A 22640-nucleotide genomic window follows, 5' to 3' on the forward strand; every position below is an offset into this window, starting at 1 on the left:
GTCGATAAATGCCTTTTTAATGTCTTTAATTAAATTCGCCATCCTCGGCTCAAAATCCTTCTCTATTCCAGTAAAATCCATTAATTGTTCACTTTGGTTATACTCGTGCCGACATCAACCGTTAGACTCCACCTTATTCTACCTAATCCATGAAGCTTCGTGCGTAAACTGCGGTTATGGCAAAAAACCAGCCGAATGCTCGGCTGGCTCTGCGCCTTGTTCTATTTGCAGCTGTTTATCAATTACTCGATCGTATATCTCCATCCCAACGGATCGTCAAGCTGTCCTCGCTGAATGCCCGTAATCGTATCATACAACTTCTTCGACAATTCCCCGGTTTTACCGCCAGCAATGCTCAGCTCCAGCTCTCCCCACTTCATGCTGCCAATTGGCGAGATGACAGCAGCCGTGCCCGTTCCGAAAGCTTCCTCAAGAAGCCCCTGCTTATGCGCTTCGACCAATTCCTCTATCGATACTTTGCGTTCATTAACAGGCACGCCCCAGGATTTCAACAGAGCGATGACGGAATCACGCGTTACCCCGGCCAAAATGCTTCCCGACAACTCAGGCGTAACCACCTCTCCATTCATCTTGAAGAAGACGTTCATGCTCCCGACTTCCTCAACATACTTGCTCTCTACCCCATCTAGCCACAGCACTTGCGAAAATCCCGATTTCTTCGCATCCTCCTGGGCTTTAATGCTTGCCGCGTAGTTGCTTGCCGTTTTGGCTGCCCCGGTTCCTCCCCGGAATGCCCGAACATAGCGCTGTTCAACGTAGATGCTAACCGGATGAATGCCTTCCGGATAATAAGGGCCTACCGGCGAGAGAATGACGAGCAGCTTATAAGTATGCGAGGCCCGAACACCAAGGCAAGGCTCGGTAGCAATAATAAACGGACGAATATACAGCGCATTTTCTTCTCCCGATGGAATCCACGATTCATCGATATTTACCAGCTTCGAAATAGCTTGCAGCAGTACGGAGGGATCCACCGTAGGAATGCTTAACCGCTCGCAAGACGCATTTAGCCGCTTCAGGTTCATGTCCGGTCGAAACAGCACCAGTTCTCCTTTTGACGTACGATATGCTTTCATCCCTTCAAACACTTCTTGTCCATAATGAAATACCATCGCGGAAGGGTCGAGAGCTATCGGCCCGTACGGTACGATTTTGAGATCATGCCAACCCGCTTCAAGCGAATAATCCATCGTCAGCATATGATCGCTGAAATATTTCCCAAAGCCTAGGGCATCGGCATTCGGCTTCTCTTTTAAATTTTGACTAAGTTCGATGTACAAGCTATCCATACTACACGTCCTCTCGATTATTGACTATATCCTTACTATAGCGTTGAATCTATTATTGATCAATAATATGGTATCGATTATAATCATAGATCATATCTATAATACGGAATGAGGGTTTATAAAGATATCCGTTGCTCTGCTTGGGTTTTAAAGCTTTGCTTATCAGGTCAGGTGGCGTTAGGTGATTTGCGGTAAGATATGATGGTTTCGTCCCCAATGAAGCTTGTTGAAATTCACCAAAAATATAAAAGCATTCTTATGTTTTTAGATACATAGATAAATTTTTCTCAAGTGCTTTAAGAAGGATTAAAAAGAACATTGGGAATAAACAAGAATATTAACAAACGACAATACCACTACTAGAATAAACAGAATAGAGGAAACAATGTCGCCACCAATTCCTAATTCATCAGAAAGAATGCCTATTAAGTCATATAAGCGGATATCAGAGAACTAACTATTGTAACATTTATTAATGTAAACATATTGATAATTCTAGGGTGATTCTTCTGAAATATATTGATTATCAATGAAATAATTAAAATAATGATAAACTAAATATATATAGGTCTAAAATTAATAAATACATCTGTGCTTTCCATACAACTCCTAGGTATTAAAATTGAGTTTAAGCCCTACGTCATAATAAAAATTAATGGAACTACCCCTTTTTCAGAGCAGTTCCATAGTATCATTACAAAAAAATTATAGATTGCAACTATTATTGCAGTCTTACACAGTAAAATCTTGTTTCAAAGAATGAAAGGTATTTTTTGCAATATGGAAAGCATTCGTTATCCCGGATTGCAAAGTGAGAGTACAGTATTCCACCAACCTACATCTGGTCTACCAGGTTCCAAATTCCAAGGATTTTTAGACTCGGCAAATTGTACATGACAAAAGTATTGGTCTTTCATTCCTTGAGTATTGGACCAGTTTGTTGTATTACTCGAATGAACTGCATAAAGCTTATCCCAACTATCAAACATTCTTGCTTCTTCCTCTTGCGTTGTACTTGCTTCATAAATGTAATTTGTATGTGTTAAACTTAGAGACAATGGATATGTACCGCCCCGATTTATCCATGCAAAGCTAGAGAAATAATCTTTATAATACGTCGCAGCAGCTAATAATTCAATTTCAATAGGTGCATTCGTACTATTTACGTTAGTTTGTAAACTCAAAATATTGCCATTAGTTTCAGCGATTAAATTATCTTGCTCCTCGCCTCCAATAATTCTCGCAGAGAATACTCCGATAGATCTTCCATATTTATTGTAAATATTACCGGCAATGCCGTTTGCACTTTTTTCTTTACTCACCCCTTCTGGCGCACGGTCGTTGTCTTTATAAAGTTCCAAATACTCCCCATTTGAAAATTCAAATGGAATTTCAATACTATTGTTATCAGCAGAAGGGATAAAACTAATAGATTGTTCAACTTCATTTTTTTTCATTGCTCTCTTATGTTTAATCGACTTTGCAGACCCATTTTTGACTTTAGGTTCTCCAACTCCAAATGTCTTACCTTCTTCAGTAGTTAATTGAGTTAGAGGTGCATTTGCAGTGTTAGTTGCTTGTTGAGCTGTTACCATTTGTCCAAAACTTAAAACTAATGTAATGCTGACTACTAATAATAGAGCTTTAGACTTTTTTAAATTTTTCACAAATACATCTCCTTTTTGTATTAATTTAGTATTTATAGTAATATGATAATATAATTGTGATATTTTGTCAATTATTACTATATTTATAGCATTTTAAGTAAATCAGTTTCTCAATCACTCATCATTGCAACGTCAGCCTTGTCGATTGTAGTGCTAGTGCTGAAGGTTAAACGTAAATGAAGAACAGTGAAGTTCTGAGAGTCCACAGACCTAATAAGTTTGTGGGCTTTTGAATTTTTAATTCATAGGGTTTAGGAGGCCTAGCTTATGTGTGGACGATTACGATCATCGTTCCTTATGAAGACATATTGATACGTTACTACATCAATGAAGATACCAGCATTAACCATCATATAACGCGGCTCTTATGCAATATATCCCGGCAGTAATTCGCGGCACAAATGGAAATCAGTTAGGCGTTCTCCGCTGGGGATTAGTCCAACGTGGGCTAAAGACGATAACATAGGAAGCAAAATGATAAATGTACGAGCCGAAACAATCACGGAGAAGCCGTCCTTTGTCGATTGATCGCGTCTCGCCGTTTTATCATTCCAGCAGACGGGTTTTATGAGTGGCAGCAGCGAGGAAAATCAAAACAGCCGTTTTAGGATCATATTGAAGGACGGAAATATCTTTTCTTTTGCCGGATCCATGCGCTTAGACACACAAGTGCTTCGTTATTATTAACAGCGGCGTTCATTCTAAGATCATTTCCGAGCGTCTCGGCCATTCAGACATTTCAATTACAATGAACACTTACTGTCATGTATTCCAAGAAGCCGGGCAAGCAGCTGCAAAAACCTTCGATAATCTTTTTTATGTAAAGATAAAGACCAAAAAAGAAAGAACTCCAATTTATTTCTCGTGCCCAATCCGTCCCCAATCGTAAAATCGACAACAATAAACCCTTGATGTATATGGGATTTTTTAATAATATAATCTACTATAATCATAGATCATATCTATGAAGGAGGGGAGAACTTGGAGCATCGACTGCTAGAATATTTCATCGCTGTTAGCGAAGAATTGCATTTTACGAAGGCCGCGGAGAATCTTGGCATATCCCAACCGACGCTTAGCCACCAAATCCGCCTGCTGGAGGAGGAACTGGGCACGCCGCTTTTCCATCGTACGGGCAAGAAGATTCATTTAACGCAAGCTGGACTCGTACTGCTAGAACATGCACGCCGGGTATTCCATGAATTGGATCAAGCCAAGCTTATGATCGGCGAGCTTACTGGAATGAGGCGGGGCAGATTGAGAATCGGCTGCTCAGGCAATCATTTGCTGACTCATTCCTTGATTTCCTTTCACCGACAGTTCCCCGGCATCGAATTATCCGTCGTGGAGCTGGCTACCGAGGAAACACGGGACAGGCTGCTCAGTAATAAGCTGGATTTGGGAGTAGTATTCCTTCCACTGAAGGATGAACAACTCATCAGTCTTCCTCTATATAAAGAGGAACTCGTCGTTATCGTTCCCAGCGACCATCCTTTTGCCGAACTCGACAGCATTGAACTAAACGAGCTTGCGAAGTCGCCTCTCGTCTTATTTCCACCGAAGTTCCTGGCCCGGCAAATGCTGGATGCTGCCTGTGCCGAAATCGGCATACAGCTAAGCCCCGTACTAGAACTGTCCACCATGGAATCCCAATGCCAAATGGTGGCCCATCACGTAGGTTTGACGGTCGTTCCCAAATCCTACACGCCGACGCTTAGAGATACTCGCCTGGTCAGCGTGCCTATCGCCGAGCCCTCTCCCTACCGAAGCGTCGGCATCGTATACCGTAAAGATACATATATGGACACGGCCATTCAATCCTTTATAGAGCACTTATCTTCCAACTTGCAGGCGACTTAAACAACGACTGGGCAGGTTCCGCTAAATACAAAAAAGCTCTCCCCCAAGGATCTTATGATCTTATCCTTATACGGAGGAGAGCTTCTTTTAGCTTATTCAATTGCTACTTCATCTGTTCCTCATTGTCGCGCTGCGGCACAATTAGCAAATCGATAATTTCGTCACCCTTACCGACTGCCGCCAGTCCTTTTCCAATCGATTTGCGATCAGCGAGCGGCGCGGACTCCGAATTAAAGGTATAGGACTCGCCCTGCTTCGTCATCGCGATCAAGTTCAGCGCATCCTTGCAATGGAACCCGCCCACGATACGGCTTCCGTTCGGTTTAACGCGCTTGCCTTCCTTGAACTCAAACGTCTGAACGCCGCGCCCACCGCGGCTTTGCATCGGATAATCCAGCAGTAGACTCCGTTTGCCGTACCCTAGGTCAGAGACGACGAGAACTTCGCCCTCCTCGCCTTCCACCCAAAGAGCGCTCACCACTTCATCGCCGTCCTTCAGCCCGATGCCTTTGACGCCAGTAGCGACGCGTCCCATTGGATTCACTTCATTCTCTGCAAACCGGATCGCCATGCCATCCTTCGTTAACAGCATAATTTCAGCGTTATTCCGGCTTAGCTGCACCTGGATAATTTCGTCGCCATCCGCTACCTTTGCGGCAGCAACCGCTCCCGATCGCTTCGTCTCATAATCTTTAAGCAGCGTACGTTTCACCTGCCCCCGCTTCGTTACGAATACGAGGCTCGCATCCGGCTCCTCAAAGGTTTTCACCGGTATCACGCTGACAATCCGATCTTCCTTAGCCAAGGCAATGACGTTGACGATCGCCGTACCATTATCCTTCCACTTGAACTCGGGAATTTGATGCACAGGGAGAACGAAGTATTGACCGCGCTGCGTGAAGATCAGCACATTTTGCAGGGTATCGACCTCCAGAATGTGCTTCGTGTAGTCGCCGTCCTTCACACCCGAGCCGTCCAGCTCTCCACCGGAGCGGGTAAAGGACAGCATGCTCGTACGTTTAATGTAGCCTTCATGGGACAACGTGACGAGTACATCCTCCTGAGCGACCATGACCTCCAGATTAACCTTGATTTCCTCGACTTCGCCCTGAATCAACGAACGGCGATCCACACCGTATTTGTCCCGGATTTCAAGCAATTCCTTCTTAATGACGGCGATCAGCTTCTTATCGCTCTCCAGAATGCCCCGCAGCGTAGCAATTTTCTTCTGCAGCTCGTTTAATTCTTTTTCAAGCGATGTAATTTCCAGATTTGTTAACCGGTATAACTGCAAGGTTAGAATCGAGTCTGCCTGCCGTTCGGTAAATCCGAACATCCATTGCAAATTGTTCTGTGCGTCCTGACGATTCTTCGAAGCCTTGATCGCTGCAATGACCTCATCCAAAATGTTCAGCGCTTTAACCAAGCCTTCGAGAACGTGGGCGCGATCCTCCGCCTTCTCCAGCTCATACTGCGTCCGGTAAGTCACCACCTCGCGCTGGTGATCGATATAAGCCTCTAGAATCGCTTTTAAGCCTAACTGGCGCGGCGCCTTGTTCACAATCGCGACCATGTTGAAATTATAAGTCACCTGCAAATCGGTTTTCTTTAATAAATAAGCAAGAATCCCCTGCGCATCGGCCTCCCGACGCAGTTCTACGACGATTCGCAGCCCTTCGCGTCCGCTCTCATCGCGCACTTCGGCAATCCCGTCTACCTTCTTTTCCAGGCGTATGTTCTCCATGGCGGTGACCAGACGAGATTTAACGACCTGATAAGGGATTTCCGTAATCACAATTTGCTGCTTCCCGCCGCGCAGCGATTCGATTTCCGTCTTCGCGCGAATATATATGCGGCCTCTTCCAGTCTCATAAGCATCCTTGATGCCTTCTTCTCCCATAATAATTCCGCTGGTTGGAAAGTCAGGCCCCTTCACATAAGTGCGGATCTCCTCTAAGCTCATGCTTGGCTTCTCCATCACCGCGACACAGGCATCGATCACCTCGCGCAGGTTATGCGGCGGAATCTCGGTCGCAAATCCGGCGGAAATCCCGCTTACGCCATTGACAAGCAGATTGGGATAACGCGAAGGGAGTACAACGGGCTCCATTGCCGTGTTATCAAAATTATCTTTAAACGGAACCGTCCGCTTCTCGATGTCCCGCAGCAACTCCAGCGCAATCGGCGATAATCTCGCTTCGGTATAACGCATGGCTGCCGCCGGGTCATCGTCTTGGGAACCCCAGTTCCCGTGGCCGTCGATGAGCACATGCCCCATCTTCCAGGGCTGCGCCATGCGCACCATCCCCTCATAAATCGAAGAGTCTCCATGCGGATGATAGTTCCCCATCACGTCTCCGACGGTCTTCGCGGATTTGCGATAGGGCTTGTCCGGGGTGTTCCCCGAGTCATACATGGCATATAGAATCCGTCTTTGAACGGGCTTCAGGCCGTCGCGCACATCAGGAATGGCGCGATCCTGAATGATATATTTGGAATACCGGCCAAACCGGTCACCAACGACTTCCTCCAGATAGGCCGGCAAAAAGTTCTCCAATAAACTCAAATCAAGTCACCCTCTATTCCTCATACTCCGTGAAATCTACATTCTCGACGATCCAGCGCTTCCGCGGATCAACCTTATCGCCCATCAATGTGGACACGCGGCGCTCGGCCTTCGTAGCATCTTCAATCTGCACTTGGAGCAGTGTGCGCGTCTCCGGATTCATCGTCGTTTCCCATAGCTGATCCGGGTTCATCTCCCCGAGTCCTTTATAACGCTGCAATTCAAAGTTCTTACCGAATTCCTTCAAATAATTTTGCAGCTGCTCATCCGTCCATGCATATCTGACCGTCTCCAGCTTGCCGGATTTGCGCGTAATTTTGTATAGCGGAGGCTGGGCAATATAGACCCGGCCTGCATCAATTAGCGGTTTCATATAACGGTAAAAGAAGGTCAGCAATAGCACTTGAATATGCGCTCCGTCCGTATCCGCATCCGTCATAATGATGATTTTGGAATAATTGCTGTCTTCCAGCGCAAATTCCGTTCCAATCCCTGCGCCAATCGCCGAAATAATATAGCGATACTCGTCGTTCTTCAAAATATCGGCGAGCTTCGCCTTCTCCGGGTTCATCGGCTTCCCTTTCAACGGGAGGATTGCCTGGATTTTCGAGTCCCTGCCCTGTTTGGCGGAGCCGCCGGCAGAATCGCCTTCAACGATAAACAGCTCATTGCGTGTAAAATCCTTCGATTGGGCCGGTGTCAGCTTACCGCCCAGATTAGAGCTCTCGCTGCGTTTTTTGCCCGTCCGCATTTCATCCCTTGCTTTGCGGGCTGCCTCCCGTGCTTTGGAAGCCTGTACAGCCTTCTTGATCAGCTGCTGCGCGACCTGCGGATTCTCCTCCAGAAACAGTGCCATCTTCTCTGACACGACGGTATCTACCGTGCTTCGGGCTGAAGCACTGCCGAGCTGATCCTTCGTTTGGCCAACGAATTCGACCTCAGCCATCTTGACGTTAATGACCGCCATCATGCCCTCGCGCAAATCCGCTCCCTCTAGGTTCTTCTCCTTCTCCTTCAGGATGCCGTTCTTGCGGGCATAATCGTTCATCACTCTCGTATAAGCCGTCTTAAAGCCGGTCTCATGCGTGCCTCCCCCGCGGGTAGGAATCGAGTTGACGAACGAGGCCAGCGTCTCGGTATAACCGCTGTTATATTGCAAAGCCACCTCAACCTCGACATCCTCTTTTTCCGAGTAGAAATGAATTACGTCATGAAGAACATCCTTGCCTTCATTCAGGAATTGGACAAACTGACTCGCTCCGCCCTCATAATAAAACTCGTCCGCTTGATCGGAACGTTCGTCCTTAAGCGTGACTTTAAGTCCGGAATTCAGGAAAGCTATCTCCTGCAAACGCTCGGCCAGCGTATCATAGCTAAGCCCGATACCCGTAGGAAATACGCGGATATCCGGCTTGAACGTAACCTTCGTTCCGGTTCGGTTCGTATTGCCGATGATCTCCAGACCGGTCACCGGCTCGCCGACATGCTCAATCCCTTTCTTATCCACCCAATACTCGAAGCGCTGGCGATGAATTTTGCCGTCCCGGTAAATATCTACCTCCAGCCACTCGGACAACGCATTCGTTACCGATGCGCCGACGCCGTGCAGGCCGCCCGATTTTTTATATCCGGAACCGCCGAATTTCCCCCCCGCATGCAGAATCGTAAACACGACCTGCGGAGTTGGAATCCCGGTTTTGTGAATGCTCGTTGGAATGCCTCGCCCATTATCGAATACGGTGACTGAACCGTCTTTATTCAGCGAAATATCGATTTTAGAACAGTACTTTGCCAGATGCTCGTCTACGGCATTATCTACGATCTCCCACACCAAATGATGAAGTCCCGACGAGCTCGTACTGCCGATATACATACCTGGTCGTTTGCGTACCGCGACAAGCCCTTCGAGCACTTGAATGTCGTCCGCGTCGTATCCTGAAGCCGCTGTGCCTGCTTCAGGCTGAACAGCGCCCTCGAACAAATCGATTTGATCGGCCATTCATGCTCCCCCTTTTATACTTCTTTATGTAGACATTTTACTAACAAATGCAAACAGATGTTTTGGTTTCCTTGTACATTTTAATTCAATATGTCCTGTTTCGTAAAGACAAGGAATGAAACAATCAGTGAACCAAGCCCCCAAACGGCAAGCACCGCCAGTGAGAAGCCAAGGGTCATCCCCTCAATCGGGGCCGGCGTTCCCGCCAAATATTGCGTCAGCCCTAAATTGACCATGAACAAATATTTTGCGCTTGTCCATGCCGATGCCAAATTCGTAAGAATATTCCCCGCTATTAATGCCGCCATCATAATGACGATGCTCGCTGCCGTACTCCGCACAAGAACGGATACCATAAATGCCAGCATAGCTACGACTGAACTAACAAACCATATCAGCCCCATCTGCATCAATATATACTTCCACTGTGGCACAGCGTGTACTCCTGATATATCGACATCTGCGCCTTGAAGTTTAAATCCTGTGAACACGGGCAGATTGAAGCCTTTATAGCCAAAAAATAATCCGGATACCAAATAACAGACTATAAACGTGGACACGACGATAAGCGAAACGAACATCAACAGCGTGATCAGCTTGCTAAGCAGCACCTTCCAACGCCTGACCGGGCGGGTCAGAAGCATTTTAATCGTCCCGCTCGTCCGTTCGGAGGATACGATATCCGATCCGATCCCCATAATGAGCAGCGGAATAAACAAAGTTGCCGCATTATCCAGAAACTCCTTCGTAAAAGCGACGGCACCCGGCTGCCGCGGGTTTACATCCTGCTCCAAATAATATTTCATTTGCTGAATATAAATTTGACGGTATTTCTTCCATTCCTCCGGTACTCGATCGCTGCCGAGCGAGTTTTGATTATCGGTAATCGCCTGCTGCACCTCCCGGCGCCAATCCGTACCGAATTTACTCCGCTTTTCCTCAGCCGCCCGCAATTGAGCATATGAAAAAATGGGTACCAGAACGAGTAACACCAGCAGAATAACATAGAAGCGCTTCTTCTTGATCATCTTGATTGTTTCATTCTTCACTAATGGAATCATACTATTCAATCCTCTCACCTTCCGTCAACTCCAGGAATAGCTGTTCTAACGTAGGATTGATTCTTTGGACGGCATGAACCTGGATTCCTTCGGCGACTAAACGGGGTAGTACGTCCTGCACATTGTCAGGCGGCATTTGCGTAACAATAGCCTGCTCGCTCATCCCGGCCATAATCGTATCATCCAGAACCTTATCCGGGTGAGGAGTAATCGTTATTCCGGCTGCCTCAAGCAGCTGCATGCCGCGCTCGCGCGGAGAAAGCTCCCAGATGAAATAATTCGAATTGTCGGAGATCAAATCCTCCACGGCTCCTACGGCCAGCACGCGTCCCCGGCTGATAATCGCTACGCGATCGCACAACAATTGAATTTCGCTGAGCAGATGACTGGACACAAATACGGCCAAGCCCTCTTCGGCCAGCCGCCGAATAAATATGCGCAGTTCCTTAATCCCTTTCGGATCGAGCCCGTTCGTCGGCTCGTCTAGAATTAACAGCTTGGGTCGTCCCAGCAAAGCCTGCGCGATGCCGAGACGCTGGCGCATGCCTAAGGAATATGTCTTAACCTTATCATGGATACGCTGGCCAAGATCAACGATCTCGACGACCTCAGCGATCCTCTGATCATCGACGCCGGGTACCATTCTGCCGAAATGCTGCAGGTTTTCCCATCCTGTCAAATAGGTGTACACCTCAGGGTTCTCGACAATTGACCCGATATAGGCCAGCGCCTGCTCCGGCTGCCTTCTGACGTCGTAGCCGCAAATCGTCACCTTGCCCTCGGTCGGACGAATCAAATCAACCAGCATCCGGATCGTCGTCGTCTTTCCAGCTCCATTCGGACCAAGGAAGCCGAATACCTCGCCTTCCTGTACCTCAAACGTAACGTCCTCTACGATCCATTTGCGTCCGATCTTTTTGCGAAGATGCTCCACGCTAAGCACCGTCTGCTGTTGGTTTGCAGCACGCTTTTCCGTCCCTGCCCGGCTTGTCCGCATCGCGCGTTCATCCGCTTTGCGCAGTTCCTTTTGTCCCTGTGACTTCACGGCCTTATCGAATGCCGCCATATCTCCCACTCCTTATACCATATCTGTCCTCGCTTGATGAACCGGCATTAATAAATCCCCTGCATGATCCGTTCTGCAATAATCTGATATCCTGCTCCATTCGGATGAAAATGGTCACTTGCCAAATATTTTTGCGAATTATATGTAAATAAATCATAGGTCGGCACGACGAGAGTCCTTTCACGGTCACGCAATATATCAGTAACGAGATGATTCCAGCGCGATACAGCCTCATCGCCAATTTCTCTCATCCCTTGCAGATCAGAAAACGGGTTATATAAGCTGACGTAGACAAGCTGCGCCTCTGGATTCAGCTCCAGAATTTGATCGGCGATAGTTCCTAAGCGCTCCGAGGCTTGGGTTACAGATTGCTCCATCTCTAATTCCGTCGGAAGTTCTCCCGTGGTCTGCAAATTCGCCGCTCCGTTGAACAGATCGTTTCCGCCGATGGACACAATGATAATATCGGCCTGGCTCAATGAATATCGAACCCCCTTCTCGTTCAACAAAGCTACGAGTCCTTCCGTCGTCAAACCATTAATGCCGAGGTTGTTCACCAGCTTGGAATCCGTTCCCTGCGCCTTGGCCAGTTCTACGAATCGTTTTGCAAACCCTTTGCCGCTATCATCCCCCGTACCCTTGGAAAGCGAGTCGCCGATCGCAGTTACATTTAATACGTTCACCTTCTCCGTCGCTCCGCGAGGCGGTTCGCTCGGATTTTCTATCGTCCCCGGATTGACACCTGCTTCACTTCCTGCGGCTCCGGGAAAAATCACGTCTCTCACGGCATAAAGAAACCCGGCAATTAGCAATAAGGTGGACAACAACGATAGCAACCCCGTCGTCCGCCAAATTCGTGATGTGGAATTCATCTTGTACCTCGTCCTCCTGTGCCATTATTTCCTATTCATTCGTTCCTTAATAACCTTTCCAGCTAATAACTAACATAAAACTTCTTCAGCTAATAAGCAAATCCATCCTTCCAGAATACCCATAAAAAACTAAATAAAAAAACTGGATTTTCAAAAATGAGAGGAGTATAATACTTTGTACAGGCAATTCCGAGGGTTATTAGCTTAGCTGGTAGAGCAGCCGACTCTTAATCGGCAGGTCGCAGGTTCGACCCCTGCATAACCCATCATCAAGCCTGAACAAGAGCTGTACTGCATCTGAACATGATGTCGATACAGCTCTTTTTCTGTCCAAAAAAATTACCTGACAAACTAAGCTGCCAGGCAAACCTTTCTTCATTCGCTTTATTTTCCGATAAATTCCTGAACCCAGTGACCGTTGTAATAGCCGACCCCAATCAAAGTATACTTCGAATTCAAAATATTCGCTTTGTGTCCCGGGCTGTTCATCCATGCAGCTACGACCTCTGAAGGCGTCTTTTGCCCTTTGGCAATATTCTCACCCGCATAACGGTAAGTAATATTGTAGGCATCCATCATATCAAAAGGCGAACCGTATTTGGGTGAGGTATGGCTAAAATAATTGCTTTTATACATATCGATTGCTTTGTCTTTAGCCATTTTGGATAAATTCGTATGCACGACGAGCGGCTTCAGTCCCGCATTCTTTCGTTCCACATTTACTAATGCAACCACTTTTGCTGCATTTTCGGCCTGTATTTGCGCATATACTGCAGCCATCTGCTTAGCTGAAACCTGTGATGTTTTAGCCGAAGCCGCATAGATCGTCCCGGTTCCAGCCCCCGGCAGCGCCGGAGCCGCGGTAAGCGAGGCCGCCAAGCCGAATAACATGACGCCTGACAGGAATGCTGCCACCTTCGGTTTGTTCATGCTGTGTTACCTCCTTCAGACTCCTTACATTCCTTGGAGTATCTTGTCATATTCTAACATGACTCTTGGAGTACTGCATGAGTAATTTATGGGAAAGATTAGTTCCCATCATATGAAAAAGGGAGGCTCGCCACCGCTAGATATCGCCCCCCATCCCTTAGCCGTATGTTTTAAATGCTCCTAATCTACGTATTTCCCCTGCTGCGGTACAGCGACTTCATCAAAATGATCCGCCAACCGCTGCAGACCTAGCCTCAGCTCTTCTCCGGAAATAGGCTGCCCGTGTCCGGTTACTGCCGTCTTAGGTGATAATGCAGCCAGCGCCTGTACCGATCCCCTCGCTTCCTCCCAATCCGTCGTAAAATACATCGGCGGTCCATGCAGCTCGATTTTCTGCGATAGCACCGCCAATGCCGATTCCTGCTTCACCGTGATGAATGCATCGCCTGCGATCAAACAGCCATCCCTCTCCCGATACAAGGAAATGTGACCCGGGCTGTGACCCGGCGTGGCGATCCAACGCCATTCGGGCAATCCTGGTACATGTCCGTCTGCTGGCAGGGTGTTTACCCGTTCCCCAAGATCAATCGCCTGGTGCGGGTAAAGAGGAGATACGCCTGCCATGATTCCTCCGCCTACGGAGGGGTCAGCTGGCGGGTAATCCTGCTTTCCGGTCAAATAAGGCAGTTCGGCGGCATGCGCATAGACGGGCACCTTCCATCGGTCGGCTAACTCAAGGACACTCCCCACATGGTCAAAATGACCATGCGTCAAAATAATGCAAACGGGCGGACGATGAAATCTCTGCTCGGCTTCTTGGATCAGGGCATTCGTAAAAGGCCCGATCCCTGTATCGATCAGCACCCATTCACCGTTTTTCCCTGCCCCGACAAAGCATACATTCACGATCAATGTCCTGACGCTCCATAGATCATCCGTAACGGCTATCACATCCACCGTCCCCGTCTCAAGTATGCTCCTTTCATTCATGTCGATTCCTCCTTCATTATGCCTAATACCCATTCTGTCCTATTTCGTAACTTCCCCCCAACTCCATAAAAATACTCCCGAAGAGATAAGTTCTATCCGGGAATCATCGCTTCTAATCCAGCTTGAAGTGCTACTACAAACTTGGGGCCAAGACTATAGTCTAGTAATAATTGCGGCTTTAGACGGTTTTGGTATTCCCCCATTTGTCATACCATGGTAATATCAATTAATGGTAGTACATAACCTAATAATTAAATGGCGGTTGAAAAAAATATGAACAACGAAACACAAATTTATATTCTGCTGAGCAATCCGCGGACCATCGTCACGAAATTGATCGGTTTGTACACAAGAGCGCCCTACAACCATGCCTCGATTGCATTTGATTCCGAGCTTCGTGAAGTGTACAGCTTTGGCAGGAAGCATCCTCTCATCCCCGTCTTCGGGGGATTTGTGAAGGAGAACATTCACTCCGGCGTATTCGAGAAGGCAACCTGTGCCATCTACAGCTGTACCGTCAATAAAGCTACGTACGAACGAATGCGAACCTACGTCCGGCAATTTGAAGAGAACGATGAACTCTACAGCTATAATTTCCTTGGTATTCTCGGCATTATCCTCAACATGGAGCTCGGCGGAGAGAACTCTTACTTTTGCTCCCAATTCGTCAGCTCCGTATTTCAGCAAGGCGGAGTAAGTCTCGTGAATAAGTCTGCCGCCCTCACGACCCCAGCGGATTTAGAATCCTGCTCCCACCTTAAGCTTATATTTCGGGGGCGTCTGGAAACCTACCGCCGGCTGTGCTGTTATCGAAGAAATAATCAGCTTCAGCAGCAGCCCTCATACGTCGTATAGCAAGCTCCGCAATTTATGTCCCCGACAATCCAATAGATAACGCAAAGAACCTCGCCTTAGGGCGAGGTTCTTATAATTTCAGCTATTTTCGAGGGTTCGATATCTACAGCCTCTATGACTGTAAAGATTTGCTTAGACGGTATCCCCGGCAAATAAAGCCCATGTGCTCGTAAAAGGACTTGGCCAGCATATTACGTTCTCCGCCCGCGGACAACACAAGCTGCATACTGCCTTGTTCCTTCGCCCAAGCTTCAGCCGCCTCTAAAAGCAGACGACCGACACCGGTGCCACGATGCTCCTCATCCACGACCATTGCCGTGATTAGCGTTACCGGATGACTCATATCATGCGTCTGATGCTGTTTCAAAAAGGTTGTGCCCACAAGCTTGCCTTTCATTTCAGCGACAAAACTGCACAAAAGCGGATGCCCCTCCAGCATGCAAAGACGCTCATGCAGCACGCTAGGCGTCGTTGGATACTTTAGCTGGCGCATTAAGGGCAGCATCTGATCGACATCTCCGGAACAACTACTACGAATGACTAAAGCCGGTGCCATCACCATACTACTCATTGACCTTTACCACCTTTAATGAGCTAGCCGCTTGTTTAGCGCGGCTGCGAGCTGTTTCAACATCCTCTGCTCCACTCAGAGCAACGGCCATCCGTCTTCCCAGCTTGCTAAGCGGCTTGCCAAATACGCGGATTTGCGTCCGTGGCACGCGCAAAGCTTCATCCATGCCTGCAATGACGAAGGCGTTCCCCTCCAAATCACTTTTGAGTGTTGCGGAAGCACCTGGTGTCAGCAGTTCTATGGATGGAATCGGAAATCCAAGAATCGCCCTCACATGCAAGGCGAACTCCGATAAATCCTGGGTCACCATCGTAACCATGCCCGTGTCATGCGGCCTTGGGGAAACCTCGCTAAAGACGACTCCCCCCTCCGTCAGGAACAATTCTACGCCGAATATGCCGTAGCCGCCGAGCGCATCCGTTATTTTACGGGCGATCAGCTCCGCCTCCGCAAGCTGAGACGGGCTCATCACATGAGGCTGCCACGATTCGACATAATCTCCTTCCTGCTGGATATGGCCGATCGGCGGGCAAAAGAGCGTTCCCGAGGAAGATCGAACGGTCAACAAAGTAATCTCGCTAGTAAAAGGGATAAAAGATTCAACTATAACTCGCATTTGCTTGGCGCGAGCGCCATCCAGCGCAGCCTGCCAGCAATGCGGAACATCACCTGGTTCCCGGCATACGGTTTGGCCCTTGCCGGATGAGCTCATTAACGGCTTAATGACGCAAGGAAATCCAATTTCTGCAGCGGCCGCTTCCAATTCCTCCAGACTGCTCGCAAACCGATAATCCGCCGTCGGCAAGCCCAGCTCTTCTGCAGCAAGCCGACGAATGCCTTCCCGATCCATCGTCAGCCTTGCAGCTCCTGCGGTCGGGATCACTTTAAAGCCTTCGCGTTCCAATTCAACAAGAACATCTGTCGCAATCGCTTCGACTTCTGGAATAATCAGATCCGGTGAGACGCTGGTAATCAACGCTCGAAGCGCCTCACCATCCAACATATCCACGACATGGGATTCGTGTGCGACTCCCATTGCGGGCGCATGCTCATAATGGTCAACAGCGATACATCTGACGCCGAGACGCTGAGCTTCAATAACGACTTCCTTGCCTAATTCCCCACTGCCAAGCAGCATAATGCTCTTGGCATGCTCTGATAGAGGAGCACCCCACATGACTACAGATATCCCCCTTGAAATATGAGTTATTCATCTCCATCTATTTTCAGGTTTTATGAGAAATAAAGCAAGGGTTCGACATTAAAATGTGATTAAAATCTTCGGAAAATTACAAAAAACGAAACTGAGCTTCGACAAGCCCGCTGTAAATTCCCTTTTGTTCCATTAATTGTTCGTGGGATCCCTGTTCCATGATTCGTCCATGATCCAGCACGACGATATTATCAGCATTGCGGATCGTGGACAAGCGGTGAGCAACGATAAAGGATGTTCTTCCTTGCAGCAGGACCTTCAGCGCCTCTTGAATTTTCAGCTCGGTCTCGGTGTCGATGCTCGCCGTCGCTTCATCAAGAATCAGGATGCGAGGATTGGCCAGCAGTGCCCTAGCGAAGGACAACAGCTGCCGCTGACCCATCGACAAGGCATTTCCGCGTTCCTCAACCTCTGTGTCGTAGCCGCCTGGAAGCTTCATAATGAAATCATGGGCATCCACCGCTTTAGCCGCTGCTTCCACCTCTTCATCGGTCGCATCGAGACGTCCGAAGCGGATGTTGTCGCGGATGCTGCCTGAGAAGATGAAGGTGTCCTGAAGCACGATGCCGATTTGACTCCGCAAGCTTTGAACCGTCACGTCCCGAATATCATGGCCGTCAATATAGACAGCACCTTGGGTCGTGTCATAGAACCGGCTGAGCAGGTTAATGATCGTGCTCTTGCCTGAGCCGGTATGCCCCACGAGCGCGATCGATTGGCCCGGCTGAACGTTCAAGGAAATCCCCTTCAAAGCTGGCCGGCCCTTCTCATATTCAAAGACGATATTCTTGAATTCAATATTGCCTTTAATCAAAGGAAGCGGCTTCGCTCCCGGTTTATCAGCGATGCTTGGCTCTTCATCGATAAATTCAAAGATCCGTTCCGAAGAAGCCATAGCGACAAGCAACTGATTGTACATCATTCCCAGCCGGTTGATCGGATCCCAGAAGTTCCCGACGTAGTTGCTGAAAGCTACAAGAAGACCGATGGTCAGCTCTCCCGTCTGAATCATGTATGCTCCAAGCATGAACAATATAAAGGTACCTAATCCGCCAGTGATTTCGATAATCGGACCGAACATCTGGTTCATCGCCGACGCCTTATCCCAAGACTTCTTGCTGTCCATGTTCATCATATCGAAATAGCGCATGTTCTCTTGCTCCTGCGTATACGCTTGGGTAACGCGAATTCCTTGAATCGATTCGTTCAAGTGAGAATTGATCCGGGAATTTCGCATCCGCACTTCCTGCCATGCGATCCGGATCTTCTGCCTTAGCTTCGTAGAGACGAAGAACATAATCGGCACGGTGATCATGACGGCGAGTCCCAGCTGCCAGTTAATCAGCAGCAGGATGACGACGATCCCCGCCAATTGCACGCAATCAATCATCAAATTGACGACGCCGTTCGTGAACAAATCCTGCAGCGAGTTGACGTCGTTCGTGACGCGTACAAGCACGGAGCCTGCCGGACGCTTGTCAAAGAAATTAAAAGACAGCTTCTGGATATGCTTGAACAAGTCGGAGCGCAGATCATAAATAACTCTCTGTCCGATAATGTTCGTATATTTAATGCGAAGCCTGCTGGAAATCCACTGCACAATGTAAAGCGCAGCAATAATTCCTGTTAAAATGTACAGCAGCTTAAGACTCGGGTTTCCGAGCTCGGGAGCGATCGCTTTATCGATAGCGACACTCGTCAAATAAGGAACCGTCAGCTTAGTAATCGTCCCCAGCACAGTCATGAGCAGTACGAGCGGCAGCATTTGCTTGGCATAGGGCTTCATATAGGAGAACAAGCGCCGGAACTGCTTCCAGTCGAACGCCTTATCGATCAGTTCATCATCCTGATAGACGAAGCGTTCCTCAATCCGCGTTTTCTGCTTTTTTCCCTTGAACGCCTGTTTGCTATGGGTTTCTGTATGCATGCTACAACACCTTCCCTTCATTGCTCTCGCTAGCCCGGGACAGATGGTCAGCATATTGAATTCGGTATACGTCCTGATACGGACCAGGAACTTGGATCAGCTGCTCATGATTGCCTCGCTGCACGATCCGCCCTTCATCCAGCACGAGGATTTCATCCGCATGCCGAAGCGAGGATATCCGGTGGGCAATGATGAAGGTAGTTCGCCCCTGCATCACTTCCTGGAAGCCTGACTGAATTTCATGCTCGGTCTCCATATCCACCGCACTGGTTGCATCGTCGAGAATGAGGATTTTCGGATTTTTAAGCAAAGCGCGGGCAATGGCGATCCGCTGCTTCTGTCCGCCGGACAGCCCCATTCCCCGCTCGCCAACGACGGTGTCGTAACCGTCCGGCAATTCCATGATAAACTCATGGGCCTTGGCCAGCTTTGCGGCATGAATGATTTCCTCCATGGATACTTGCGTCATGCCGTAGGCGATATTGTTCCGAATGCTCGAGGAGAACAGGAACGTCTCCTGGAATACGGTCGCAATTCCGCTGCGCAGACTTTGAATGCGTATATCCTTAATATCTCTTCCGTCGAGGCGAATGCTTCCCTCGTTCACGTTATAGGCACGCATCAGAAGCTGGATGATCGTCGATTTGCCCGATCCCGTGCCGCCGAGGAAACCGATAACCGAGCCGGGCTCAGCTGTAAAATGGATATCTGTCACGGCAGGCATTTTATTGCCGTACGCAAAGGTGACGTGGTCGAATTCCACATGCCCCTTTACGTTCTCCAAATCCAGATCGACTGAGCCTTCCTCATCCTTCACATCCACGTTCTGATTCAGTATTTCCAGCACGCGTTCTCCAGAGGCTTTGGACTGGGTATAGTTGTTAATATGGAAGCCAAGTCCCCACATCGGCCCGATGATGAACCAGATCAAGCTGAAGAAGGCCACCAAATCGCCAAGCGTCAGCTGCTCCTTGATGACTAGAGTTCCCCCTACCGCCAGCAGGACTGCCACGCTGATCGACGCAAGCAGCTCCATGACAGGGAAAAATCTGCTCCATAGCGTAGAAGCAAAAATTTGATTATCCTTATAGCGCTCATTGCGATGCGAAAATTTCTCCATCTCGTAAGGCTCGCGAGCAAAGGATTTGACAGTGCGCACCCCGGTTACGTTCTCCTGAACCGCTGTCGTCAACGAGCTTAGCGCGAGGCGCATTTCCTGGAAAGCCGGATGAATCTTCGACTCAAATTTCAAGGCAACCGCAGCCAAAAACGGAATTGTGACCATCGTGATCAGCGTTAGCTGCCAGTGAATCGACATCATCATGATCGAACCGAACACGACCATCAGCACCAGATTGAGCAATTGCGCAAACCCGAAGCCGACAAAATTTCGGATCGCCTCGAGATCCCCGGTTAAACGGGACATCAAATCCCCTGTTTTTGCTCTATCATAATAGCGGAACGATAGAAATTGCAGCTTCTCGTAACAGGCATTCCGCAGCCGGTAAGCGAGATAGTTGCCAAGTCTTCCGCCGAAAAATCCATGTAAAAATTGCAAAAATGCTTTAATGACGACAACGCCTAAGGCAGTCAAAGCAATCCACAATACCCCTTCGTACTTGCCGGGGCGAATAACATCATCAATCAAGTTTCTAAGCAGTAAAGGATATACGAGCCCAAAGCCCGTCGCTGCAGCCAAGCACAGAATCGACAATACTAAATAGGTTCGTCGTTCCCGGTAATAGCCTCTTAATTGCCTAAGTACTTCCATGTCGTTCCCTCCCAGCAGCGCACGTCATCGATGGCTTGCAACATTTAAATTATTTGCCCCTCTTCGCGACTTTTGCGCTGCTCTTCAGTTATGTTGTTTTTGGTTTGCTTTAAAGCAAAGCTTGATGCAGGCTGCGAAGGTGCTGCGGTACTGCCTTCCACGACTCATTTGGATTCGCCGTGTCTGACATGCTGGACACGCTGGACTCCCATTCGCCCCACTGCGCTTCAAATGATGCAGCAATCGCTGCATATCTTGCCGAGGTTTCCCCCGCATAAAACTGGATCAGCTGATTTCCGCAACGCGAAACCGCCTGTTTAATGCTATCGCTTAGCGGTTCCTCCAGTGCATCGCGCAATCTTTGTTTACCCCCTCCTTCAAAGAATGTCTTCGGATTTCTGAAATAGCTCCAATATGAGGCAGCCTTAATGCTTTGCTCCAAGCTTCCTTCTGGAACGCTCGGAGTCAGCCAGGCAGAGGTTGCATAAATCGCCAGTGCAGGCAGCGTCGGTATATCCTTCTTGAGCTTCGCCAGCCAAGTCTCGGCTTCATTTAACAACAGCGCTTCGCACTTTTTCTCGAGCCGCAGGGAGGTCGCCTGAACCTCGCGTTCAAGCTCAATGCTTAGCTGAGCCATCCACCCTTTCACGGAGGCCGCGAATTTCCGTTTCATATCTCCTCCATCATCCTGCAGGAGCGAAGGATGAAAAAATTCATGGTATAAATCGCCCGCCAGAAACTGCAGACGTCTACGGACGTGGAACAGCAGTTCCTCGGTTTCCTGAGCAATTTCGACCGTTCTATCACTATTCGCCAGTTCCTTAAGCTCCTCAGCAAAACGCTTGCGATCCAGGATAAGCTGTGCCTTAAGCTGTTCGCGCTCCTCCTCGCTTTTGGCCAGCGTCTCACTCCACTGCTCTGCCCGCGAAATGAACTGCTGCAGCTCGTGGCGAGCCGCGCTTACAGCCAGGCCGGCCAAATCCTCGCTAATAAACCGGAAGAATGGCGCTTCAAACCCGGAGAAGCCCGAGGCTTCTAGCTTGGCGTTATCCCCGCTTTGCTTCGATTCCAGCGCAGCGATGCTGGAGACCGGATAAATTTGCGGCGACTCGATGCCTGCTGCACGGAGTCCGTCTTCCACGTGCTCCACCACGCTGGATAGTTCTCCCGGCGTGGCCGCCAAGTCGGCAGCATTGACGATAAAGAACATTTTGTCGAGCGCAAAACTGCCCTTCACCCGGCCTAAGTGGCTTAAAAACTGGCGATCGGCCCGGGAGAAGGCGTGGTTGTAATAGGTTACATACAGCAACGCGTCACTATTTTTCATATATTCAAAAGTCACTCCGGTATGCCGGGCATGAATGGAATCCGCCCCCGGAGTATCCACGATAACAATGCCTTGCTCGGTCAGCGGACAGGAATAGTACAAATCGATGCCCGCCACGAAGCAGGCACGACTCTCCTCCGACACGTATTCGGAAAATTGCTCCAGCCCGGTTGCTTCGCGGCTCCCAAGCCGGGGAGCATTTTGCTCCCAGCCTAGTGCAGCGGCTTTCAAAAAGCTGTAGTGGGCACGCCCGGAAGGCGGTACATCCGGAGCCTTCAATTTCCTTACTTCAGACAACCAGCTTCCTTCCTTCCACGCCCCGAGCTGAAGCGCCTCGAAGGAGTAAGCCAAATCCTCGCGCATCGCGTCCAGGGTCTTGAAGGTGATGGCCGCCTGGCCATGCTTCATGTCCCCCTCCGGCGCGAGGATCCGGTTGATCGCCGCGGTTGTCGGATGCGGCGATACGGGCAGCACCTGAGCGCCCAGCAGGGCGTTCGCGAAGGAGGATTTACCCGCGCTGAAGGCCCCGAACAGCGCGACCGTAAAGCGGCCGCCGCGAAGTGCGGCCGCGCGGGCGCGCAGCTCCCGTACCCCCGACCCGAAGGCGGGGTACGGGGCCAGCGCCTCGGCAGCGTCGCTCAGCACCGCTGCCGCC

16 protein-coding genes, 1 tRNA gene and 1 pseudogene are annotated in these 22640 nt (G+C 49.0%); 4 read left to right on the forward strand and 14 right to left on the reverse strand.

Features of this window, described 5'->3' with window-relative positions; all coding sequences use genetic code 11:
* Window positions 1-242: 242 nt before the first annotated feature.
* Together ACE3MQ_RS03505 and ACE3MQ_RS03510 are read right to left on the reverse strand one after the other, a co-directional pair.
* Window positions 243-1310 (reverse strand): branched-chain amino acid aminotransferase, encoded by a 1068-nt coding sequence (locus tag ACE3MQ_RS03505; RefSeq protein WP_379390633.1) that lies wholly within the window; start codon window positions 1308-1310, stop codon window positions 243-245.
* A 794-nt stretch (window positions 1311-2104) separates the two neighbouring features.
* Window positions 2105-2977 (reverse strand): DUF2599 domain-containing protein, encoded by an 873-nt coding sequence (locus ACE3MQ_RS03510; protein WP_379390635.1) that lies wholly within the window; start codon window positions 2975-2977, stop codon window positions 2105-2107.
* Between the two features lie 367 nt (window positions 2978-3344).
* Between ACE3MQ_RS03510 and ACE3MQ_RS03515 the strand changes: the two are divergent.
* Window positions 3345-3625: pseudogene (locus ACE3MQ_RS03515) on the forward strand (SOS response-associated peptidase); the annotation flags it as partial.
* Between the two features lie 333 nt (window positions 3626-3958).
* Complete coding sequence (locus tag ACE3MQ_RS03520; protein ID WP_379390637.1) at window positions 3959-4837, forward strand: LysR family transcriptional regulator; 879 nt, start codon at window positions 3959-3961, stop codon at window positions 4835-4837.
* 103 nt (window positions 4838-4940) lie between these two features.
* Here the strand turns inward: ACE3MQ_RS03520 and gyrA are convergent, their stop codons facing one another.
* From gyrA to ACE3MQ_RS03545, 5 genes are all read right to left on the reverse strand, one after another.
* Window positions 4941-7403 (reverse strand): DNA gyrase subunit A, encoded by a 2463-nt coding sequence (gene gyrA, locus ACE3MQ_RS03525; RefSeq protein ID WP_379390639.1) that lies wholly within the window; start codon window positions 7401-7403, stop codon window positions 4941-4943.
* A gap of 13 nt (window positions 7404-7416) precedes the next feature.
* On the reverse strand, window positions 7417-9402 hold the full coding sequence (parE, locus tag ACE3MQ_RS03530; RefSeq protein ID WP_379390641.1) for a DNA topoisomerase IV subunit B: 1986 nt from the start codon (window positions 9400-9402) through the stop codon (window positions 7417-7419).
* 80 nt (window positions 9403-9482) lie between these two features.
* Window positions 9483-10472: an ABC transporter permease subunit gene (locus ACE3MQ_RS03535; RefSeq protein ID WP_379390643.1), complete on the reverse strand. Its 990-nt coding sequence runs from the start codon at window positions 10470-10472 to the stop codon at window positions 9483-9485.
* On the reverse strand, window positions 10465-11460 hold the full coding sequence (locus ACE3MQ_RS03540) for an ABC transporter ATP-binding protein (RefSeq protein ID WP_379390735.1): 996 nt from the start codon (window positions 11458-11460) through the stop codon (window positions 10465-10467). The genes ACE3MQ_RS03535 and ACE3MQ_RS03540 overlap by 8 nt, the downstream gene beginning before the upstream one ends.
* A gap of 116 nt (window positions 11461-11576) precedes the next feature.
* Complete coding sequence (locus ACE3MQ_RS03545; protein ID WP_379390645.1) at window positions 11577-12401, reverse strand: GDSL-type esterase/lipase family protein; 825 nt, start codon at window positions 12399-12401, stop codon at window positions 11577-11579.
* Window positions 12402-12594: 193 nt separating this feature from the next.
* Between ACE3MQ_RS03545 and ACE3MQ_RS03550 the strand changes: the two genes are divergently transcribed.
* A tRNA-Lys gene (locus ACE3MQ_RS03550) sits at window positions 12595-12667 on the forward strand.
* Window positions 12668-12785: 118 nt separating this feature from the next.
* On the opposite strand, the gene ACE3MQ_RS03555 is transcribed toward ACE3MQ_RS03550, so the two are convergent.
* Complete coding sequence (locus ACE3MQ_RS03555; RefSeq protein WP_379390647.1) at window positions 12786-13331, reverse strand: CAP domain-containing protein; 546 nt, start codon at window positions 13329-13331, stop codon at window positions 12786-12788.
* Window positions 13332-13511: 180 nt separating this feature from the next.
* Window positions 13512-14321, reverse strand: coding sequence for an MBL fold metallo-hydrolase (locus tag ACE3MQ_RS03560; protein WP_379390649.1), 810 nt, complete (start codon window positions 14319-14321; stop codon window positions 13512-13514).
* Window positions 14322-14594: 273 nt separating this feature from the next.
* On the opposite strand from ACE3MQ_RS03560, the gene ACE3MQ_RS03565 reads away from it, so the two are divergent.
* Window positions 14595-15176: a hypothetical protein gene (locus tag ACE3MQ_RS03565; RefSeq protein ID WP_379390651.1), complete on the forward strand. Its 582-nt coding sequence runs from the start codon at window positions 14595-14597 to the stop codon at window positions 15174-15176.
* Between the two features lie 112 nt (window positions 15177-15288).
* On the opposite strand, the gene ACE3MQ_RS03570 is transcribed toward ACE3MQ_RS03565, so the two are convergent.
* From ACE3MQ_RS03570 to ACE3MQ_RS03590, 5 genes are all read right to left on the reverse strand, one after another.
* The gene (locus tag ACE3MQ_RS03570) at window positions 15289-15747 is read right to left on the reverse strand and encodes a GNAT family N-acetyltransferase (protein ID WP_379390653.1); all 459 of its coding nucleotides are present in this window, start codon (window positions 15745-15747) and stop codon (window positions 15289-15291) included.
* Window positions 15740-16924 carry a formate-dependent phosphoribosylglycinamide formyltransferase gene (purT, locus tag ACE3MQ_RS03575; RefSeq protein WP_379390655.1) on the reverse strand — a complete coding sequence of 395 codons (1185 nt, stop codon included), beginning with the start codon at window positions 16922-16924 and terminating at the stop codon, window positions 15740-15742. The genes ACE3MQ_RS03570 and purT overlap by 8 nt, the downstream gene beginning before the upstream one ends.
* A 112-nt stretch (window positions 16925-17036) precedes the next feature.
* The gene (locus ACE3MQ_RS03580) at window positions 17037-18887 is read right to left on the reverse strand and encodes an ABC transporter ATP-binding protein (protein ID WP_379390657.1); all 1851 of its coding nucleotides are present in this window, start codon (window positions 18885-18887) and stop codon (window positions 17037-17039) included.
* Between the two features lies 1 nt (window position 18888).
* Entirely contained in the window at window positions 18889-20658 is a 1770-nt protein-coding gene (locus ACE3MQ_RS03585; RefSeq protein WP_379390659.1) for an ABC transporter ATP-binding protein, read from the reverse strand.
* A 109-nt stretch (window positions 20659-20767) separates the two neighbouring features.
* Window positions 20768-22640: dynamin family protein (locus ACE3MQ_RS03590; RefSeq protein ID WP_379390661.1), on the reverse strand; the 1873-nt coding region annotated here is incomplete at its 5' end.

Source organism: Paenibacillus lentus (genome assembly GCF_042714055.1).
In the GTDB taxonomy this organism is placed as follows: Bacteria; Bacillota; Bacilli; order Paenibacillales; family Paenibacillaceae; genus Fontibacillus; species Fontibacillus lentus_A.